The sequence below is a fragment of the Frankia sp. CcWB3 genome, assembly GCF_977927595.1.
Genome location: NZ_CDWRCK010000022.1, coordinates 20,718 through 27,271, shown reverse-complemented (window position 1 = coordinate 27,271; position 6,554 = coordinate 20,718). Strand labels below are relative to the sequence as shown.

Annotated in this window: 7 protein-coding genes; 6 read left to right on the top strand and 1 reads right to left on the bottom strand. The window is 72.6% G+C overall.

Annotation, left to right across the window (positions count from 1 at the left end; genetic code table 11):
- Nucleotides 1-218 precede the first annotated feature (218 nt).
- From miaB to ACY5KJ_RS03435, 6 genes are all read left to right on the top strand, one after another.
- Nucleotides 219-1,775, top strand: a complete 1,557-nt coding sequence (gene miaB / locus ACY5KJ_RS03460) for a tRNA (N6-isopentenyl adenosine(37)-C2)-methylthiotransferase MiaB (RefSeq protein WP_462187347.1) — start codon at nucleotides 219-221, stop codon at nucleotides 1,773-1,775.
- Nucleotides 1,772-2,572: a class III extradiol dioxygenase subunit B-like domain-containing protein gene (locus ACY5KJ_RS03455; protein ID WP_462187345.1), complete on the top strand. Its 801-nt coding sequence runs from the start codon at nucleotides 1,772-1,774 to the stop codon at nucleotides 2,570-2,572. The genes miaB and ACY5KJ_RS03455 overlap by 4 nt, the downstream gene beginning before the upstream one ends.
- Nucleotides 2,569-3,480 (top strand): tRNA (adenosine(37)-N6)-dimethylallyltransferase MiaA, encoded by a 912-nt coding sequence (gene miaA / locus ACY5KJ_RS03450; protein WP_462187344.1) that lies wholly within the window; start codon nucleotides 2,569-2,571, stop codon nucleotides 3,478-3,480. Before ACY5KJ_RS03455 ends, miaA begins: the two co-directional genes overlap by 4 nt.
- 109 nt (nucleotides 3,481-3,589) lie before the next feature.
- On the top strand, nucleotides 3,590-4,477 hold the full coding sequence (locus ACY5KJ_RS03445; RefSeq protein ID WP_462187343.1) for an EAL domain-containing protein: 888 nt from the start codon (nucleotides 3,590-3,592) through the stop codon (nucleotides 4,475-4,477).
- 59 nt (nucleotides 4,478-4,536) lie between these two features.
- Entirely contained in the window at nucleotides 4,537-5,412 is an 876-nt protein-coding gene (gene dapF, locus ACY5KJ_RS03440) for a diaminopimelate epimerase (RefSeq protein WP_462187342.1), read from the top strand.
- A 52-nt stretch (nucleotides 5,413-5,464) separates the two neighbouring features.
- The gene (locus ACY5KJ_RS03435) at nucleotides 5,465-5,917 is read left to right on the top strand and encodes a VOC family protein (RefSeq protein ID WP_462202780.1); all 453 of its coding nucleotides are present in this window, start codon (nucleotides 5,465-5,467) and stop codon (nucleotides 5,915-5,917) included.
- Here ACY5KJ_RS03435 and ACY5KJ_RS03430 read toward each other — a convergent pair.
- Nucleotides 5,839-6,554, bottom strand: a 716-nt coding sequence (locus ACY5KJ_RS03430; protein WP_462202779.1) for a helix-turn-helix domain-containing protein, incomplete at its 5' end; no start/stop codon positions are given. The genes ACY5KJ_RS03435 and ACY5KJ_RS03430 overlap by 79 nt on opposite strands.

Genomic DNA, 6,554 nt, shown 5'->3' with positions numbered 1-6,554 from the left:
GCGGCCTCCAGGCCAGGATGGGTCGCCCCAGCACCCGACGGGGAGGGTCCCGGTCCCGCTGGCGAGGCGGTCCGCGACGCGATCCCGTCCCCTCCGGACCCAACCCAGACCAACCCAGACCCGCCCCCGCACCCGACCCCAGACCCGGCCCGGTGCAGGCGCCGTAGGCTGGTCGGGTGAACGGCCGCAGCTACGAGGTCCGCACGTTCGGGTGCCAGATGAACGTCCACGACTCCGAACGGCTCTGTGGGCTGCTGGAATCCGCCGGCTACTCCCCGGTCGATCCCGGCGGCGAGGCGGATGTAGTCGTGTTCAACACCTGCGCGGTGCGGGAGAACGCCGACAACCGCCTGTACGGCAATCTCGGCCAGCTCGTCCCGGTGAAGAAGGGCCATCCGGGCATGCAGATCGCGGTCGGGGGCTGCCTCGCCCAGAAGGACCGGGCCGCGATCCTTGACCGGGCACCCTGGGTTGACGTGGTTTTCGGCACGCACAACCTGCACCGACTGCCCGTGCTGCTGGAGCGCGCGCGGCATAACGCGGCGGCCCAGGTCGAGATCGCCGAGGCCCTGGAGGTCTTCCCGAGCTCTCTGCCGACCCGGCGGGCCAGCCATCACTCGGCCTGGGTCAGCATCAGCGTGGGATGCGACAACACCTGCACCTTCTGCATCGTCCCCAGCCTGCGTGGCCGCGAGCGTGACCGCCGGCCGGGCGACGTGCTCGCCGAGGTCGAGGCCCTGGTCGCGGAGGGCGCCCTGGAGATCACGCTGCTGGGGCAGAACGTCAACTCCTACGGGCGCTCCCTGGGAGATCCCGGTGCCTTCGCGAAGCTGCTGGCCGCCTGCGGTCGCGTCGACGGTCTCGAACGTGTCCGCTTCACCTCACCGCATCCGCGCGACTTCACCGATGACGTCATCGAGGCCATGGCGACCACCTTGAACGTGTGCCACCAGCTGCACATGCCGTTGCAGTCCGGGTCGGACACCGTGCTGCGCCGCATGCGCCGCTCGTACCGTCGGGACCGGTTCCTCGGCATTGTCGAGCGGGTGCGGGCAGTCATGCCCGACGCGGCCATCACCACCGACATCATCGTGGGCTTCCCCGGCGAGACCGAGGCGGACTTCGCCGACACCCTCGACGTGGTGCGGGCGGCCCGGTTCTCCGGCGCCTTCACCTTCCAGTACTCGCCTCGCCCGGGCACCCCGGCAGCGACCATGGATGCCCAGGTGGACCGGGCGACTGTAGCCGACCGGTATACCCGGCTGGTGGCCCTGCAGGACGAGATCTCCTGGGCGGAGAACCGGGCCCTGGTCGGCCGGCGGGTCGAGGTGCTGGTCTCGGAGGGAGAGGGGCGCAAGGACGGCGCCACCGGCCGGATGTCCGGCCGGGCCCGGGACGGACGGCTCGTGCACTTCCGCGCGGACGAGGCCGCGAGCTCGCCCACCGGCTCGGGCTCGAGGGCGGGCGGCGCCGCGGTCGCGCCTACGGTGCGCCCGGGCGACGTCGTCGAGACGGTGGTGACGCGGGCGGCACCCCACCACCTCACCGCCGACGGCCCCCTGCGGTCCCACCGGGCGACCCGTGCGGGGGACGCGTGGGCGCTCGGGCGTGACGGTGGCGGTGCGGCCGCCGCGCAGCAGCCGGCAGGCGGACGGCCGATCGTCACCCTGGGCATCCCGTCCCTGCGGCCGTCCTCGCCCGGTCCCGTCGGCCTGGCGTCTGCTGGCACGGCGTCGGCCGGCGCGGACGCCTGCTGTACTCCGGTACGTCGATGACCCTCGTCGCCGCCGCGGTCTGTCCTCATCCTCCGTTGCTGGTTCCCGAGGTCGGCTGTGGTGAGCCGATCGAGGCACGGGCCGTCGCGGTGGACGCGGTGCGCCTGCTGTGTGCCACCAAGCCGGACACGATCGTGGTGGTGGGTGACGCGGCGACCGAGGTGTCCTACGGCCCCGCCGCGTTCGGGTCGCTGGCCGGCTTCGGCGTGGATCTCCGGGTGGACCTCGGCCCGACCGCGCTGGCCCCCGAGTCGCCGTCTGTCCCGTCGTCGCCCGTCCTACCGTCGCCCCCTCTACCGTTGTCGATCACGATCGGCGCCTGGCTGCTGGGCGCCGTCGGTTGGCCCGGCGCCCGCACCGCCGTCGGGGTGCCCGCGGAGATCTCTCCGGACGGGGCCGTCGCACTCGGATCGCGGCTGGTCGCGGGCTCCGCTCCGCAGGAACGCCTCGCACTGCTCGTGATGGGCGACGGCTCGGCCTGTCGCACGCTGAAGGCTCCCGGCGGGTTGGATCCACGGGCCGCGGCGTTCGACGCGACCGCCGCCGCGGCGCTGGCCGCGGGGGATCCAGCCGGCCTGCTCGCCCTGGACCCGGGGTTGGCCCGGGAGCTGCTCGCCGCGGGCCGGGCGTCCTGGCAGGTCCTGGCCGGCGCCCTGCTCGCCGCGACCCGGGACGGCCCGGGCCCGGGGTCCCTGGGCCCGGGGGCATGGAACAGTGACCTCCGGTATGACGACGCGCCGTACGGTGTCGGCTATCTGGTTGCCCTCTGGACACGGGATGTTGCCGAGCGAGGATGAACAGGCAGGAGGAACCGCGCCGGGGGCCGGTGGTGGCGGTCGTGGGGCCGACCGCTGGCGGGAAGAGCGACCTCGGCATCGAGATCGCGCTCGCCCTCGGCGGCGAGGTGGTGAACGCGGACTCGATGCAGCTCTACCGCGGGATGGACATCGGTACCGCCAAGGTTCCCGAGGCGGAGCGTCGCGGGGTGCCCCACCATCTGCTCGACCTGTGGGACGTGACGCATCCCGCGGACGTCGCGAGCTTCCAGGTGGACGCCCGCCGGGTAATCGACGATCTGCTCGCCGCCGGGCGCATTCCGGTGCTGGTCGGCGGTTCCGGGCTCTACGTCCGCGCGGTTCTCGACAATCTGACCTTCCCGGGGACCGATCCGGGCGTCCGGGCGCGGTGGGAGGAGGAACTGGCCCGCGTCGGCGCCCCGGCGCTGCACGACCGGCTGGCCGCGCTGGCACCGCAGGCCGCCGCGGCGATCCTGCCCAGCAACGGCCGGCGGATTGTGCGTGCCCTGGAGGTCGTCGAGCTCACCGGAACCTTCACGGCCACCCTGCCGGAGCACCGCTCGGTCTATGAGGTCGTGCAGATCGGCGTGGATCGCCCCGATCTCGACCAACGGATCACGGACCGGGTGGAGAAAATGTGGGGTGCTGGTTTTCCTGACGAAGTGCGAAGGTTGGTGGAATGCGGCCTGCGGGAAGGCCGAACCGCGTCTCGCGCACTGGGCTATGCCCAGGTTCTGGCCTGGTTCGACGGCGCAATGGACTCCGCTGAACAGGCCAAGCTCGCCACAATTACGGCGACGCGGCGCTTTGCCCGTCGACAAAGGTCCTGGTTCCGGCGGGATAACCGGATAGCCTGGTTGGACCAACCAGATGTCACCCAGGTGCGACGGCTGGTGGGTTCGCTCTGACGGGTGATCGGCCGACCGGGTCGGGGTCGATCGGGCCGCCGCCAATGCGTGGCGTCGCCGGTGGCCGGTGCGCGGCGGCCGGTCCCGCACGGCGTCTGGAGAGATCGATGTGACCGCGCCCACCGCTGATGCTGGTACCCCACCCGACCTGACTCTCGTCCCCGCGCTCTACGCCGCCTTCGATGATGGTTCGCTGCGGCTGCACTTCCAACCGGAGGTCGACCTGCGCAACGGGTCGGTGCCGGGGATGGAAGCCCATCCGCGGTGGCTGCACCCGGAACGCGGGGTGCTGGGCCCGGCGGATTTCATGCCGATCGCCGTGGCCGCGGGCCTCGTCCATCAGGTGGACCAGTGGGTGCTGCGGATGGCCGTGACCGAGGCGCGCACCTGGCATCGGATGGCGGTCGGGACGCCGATCCGCCCGCCCCGGTTGTGGGTGAACATCGATGGCCGCCAGCTTGCCAGCCTCGCCTTCGCGGCCGAGGTCGACCGGCTCGTCTCGGGCCGGGTGCTGCCGGCCGGGGCGATCGGCCTCGAGTTCAGCGAGCAGACCCTCGGGCTCGCCGCGCCGATGGTGCCCCGGTTGCTGACCCGGCTGCGTGCCCTCGGGGTGGCGATCGCGGTCGGGTCCTTCGGCACGTGGCTGGGCTCGCTGGCCGTGCTCGACCAGTTGCCGCTGAACCTCGTCAAGATCGACGGCCTGTTCCTGCGGGCGACCATGAAGGACCTCGAGGGTGAGGCCGTGCTCGCGGCCATCGTCCGGCTCGCCCACCAGCGCGGCCTGCCCGTCGTCGCCGACGATGTCGACACCGCGCGCCTGGCGTCCCGGGTGGTGGATCTTGGCTGCGATCGCGCCATCGGACCGGTGTTCTGTCCGCCGGTGCCGGTGGAGGACGCTCGGATGATCGCCCTCGGGCGCGGCCGGCCCGACCGCTGGTACAAGCCGTCGCATTCCGACGACCGGATGCGGGAGTGGGCGCGGGCCGCCGCCGGCTGACGCCGCCGCGGGAGCCCGGTCGTCAGGTGCCGAGCGGCGTCCCCCGTACGATCGGCGACGTGCGGGACGAGCTGGGGTTGCGATTCGTCAAGGGCCACGGGACGGGCAACGACTTCGTCCTCCTGCCGGATCCCGACGGGGACCTCGACCTCACCGTGGGCCTGGTGCGCGCGCTGTGCGACCGGCGGACCGGCATCGGGGGCGACGGGGTGCTGCGGGTGGTGCTCTGCGCCGCGGTTCCCGAGGCGGCCGGTCTGGCCGGCCGGGCGCGCTGGTTCATGGACTACCGCAATGCTGACGGTTCGATTGCCGAGATGTGCGGCAACGGCGCCCGGGTGTTCGCCCGCTACCTCGTCGACGCCGGATACGCCCGGCCGGGACGGTTCCACGTCGCGACCCGCGCCGGGCTGCGGCTCGTCGAGGTCGCGGTGGACGGTGACGTCACGGTCGACATGGGACCGCCGCGGATCATCGACGGACCCGGGGCCCCGGTCACCGTCGCCGATCGTGCCTTCACCGCGACCGCGGTCTCGATGGGTAATCCGCACGCGGTCTGCTTCGCCGACGACCTGGACGTCGCCGGGCTGCGTCGGCTCGACCTGACCCGACCACCGTCGTTCTCCCCGGTCGACTTCCCGGACGGGGTGAACGTGGAGATCGTCGTCGCCCGGCCGGGTGGGGTGGCGATGCGGGTGTTCGAACGTGGGGTCGGGGAGACCGCGTCCTGCGGCACCGGTGCCTGCGCGGTCGCGGTGGCCTGGGCGGCCCGGCGAGGTGCTCGGCCGGGGGGTGCGCCGGTCGAGGTCGAGGTGGATGTGCCCGGCGGCGGCCTGGTCGTGATCTGGCAGCCGGAGACCGTGCTGTTGCGAGGGCCCGCCGAGCTGGTCTTCGACGGCGTGCTGCGCCGTGCGGAGGTCCACGACCCGGTCGGGTGAGGTGTCCGTTTCCTACAAGACCCGGCCCGCCTGCCGGCCCTACGGTGCCCTCATGCCACCATCGTTCACCCTGACCGGTGTGATCGTCGCTGATATGGCCCGGTCCCTGGCGTTCTACCGCCGGCTCGGCCTCGACCTGCCCGCCGGGGCCGACGCCCAGCCGCACGTCGAGGTGCAGCTGCCCGGCGGTCTACGCCTCGCGTTCGACAGCGAGGCGACCATCCGATCCTTTGATCCGCACTGGTCGGCGGGTACCGGCTCGCCGCGGGTCGGGCTGGCCTTCGCCTGCGACACGCCGGACGAGGTCGACGAGGTCTACGCCGACCTCGTCGGCGCCGGTCACGCCGGCCACCTTCCGCCCTGGGACGCCTTCTGGGGCCAGCGGTACGCGGTCGTGCTCGATCCAGACGGCAACCACGTCGACCTCTACGCCCCACTGCCCGTAGTGGCCGCGATATCCGCGATATCCGCGACATCCGCTACCGAGACGTCCAGTTCGTCCTGAACGTTGGCAGTTCGGATGAGACGGGTCGGCGGAACTCCGGCGAGCGCGCGTACCTCCCGGGCGAGGTGCGCCTGGTCGGAGTAGCCGGCCTCGGCCGCCACGACCGCGAACGGGATGCCGGCCCGCGCCGCGTGCAGGGCGTCCTGCATCCGGAGGATCCTGGCGAGCGTCTTCGGGCCATATCCGAAGACGCGCCGGCAGCGACGCAGCAGCTGGCGTTCGCTCAGCCCGACTATGCGCGCGAGGTCGTCCACGGGCGCCCGGGCGCGGGCACCCGCCAGAACGGCGGGAACCAACCGGTCCACGAGCGCCGGGTGAACGGGCCGGGCGGCGATCGACGACTCGAATGCGACCAGGGGATCAGCGGCCATGGCGAGCCGCTCGGCGAGTCGCTGCGCCGGTCCGTCGCCCCACAGGTCGGCGAGCGGGATGCGTTGGTCGCGCAGTTCGTCCGCGGCCACTCCGAGGTGGGATGGTCCAGAGCCCGAGTCGAAGCGGAGCCCGACGTGCCGCACGCCTGGTGCCCAGCGCACCAGCTTCGCCGCCGTGTCCGGCCCCGCGACGATCAGATTGGCGTCGGAACTCCAGATGATGTCCATGCATCCGTCCGGCAACACCCGCCGGCTGCACACCAAGT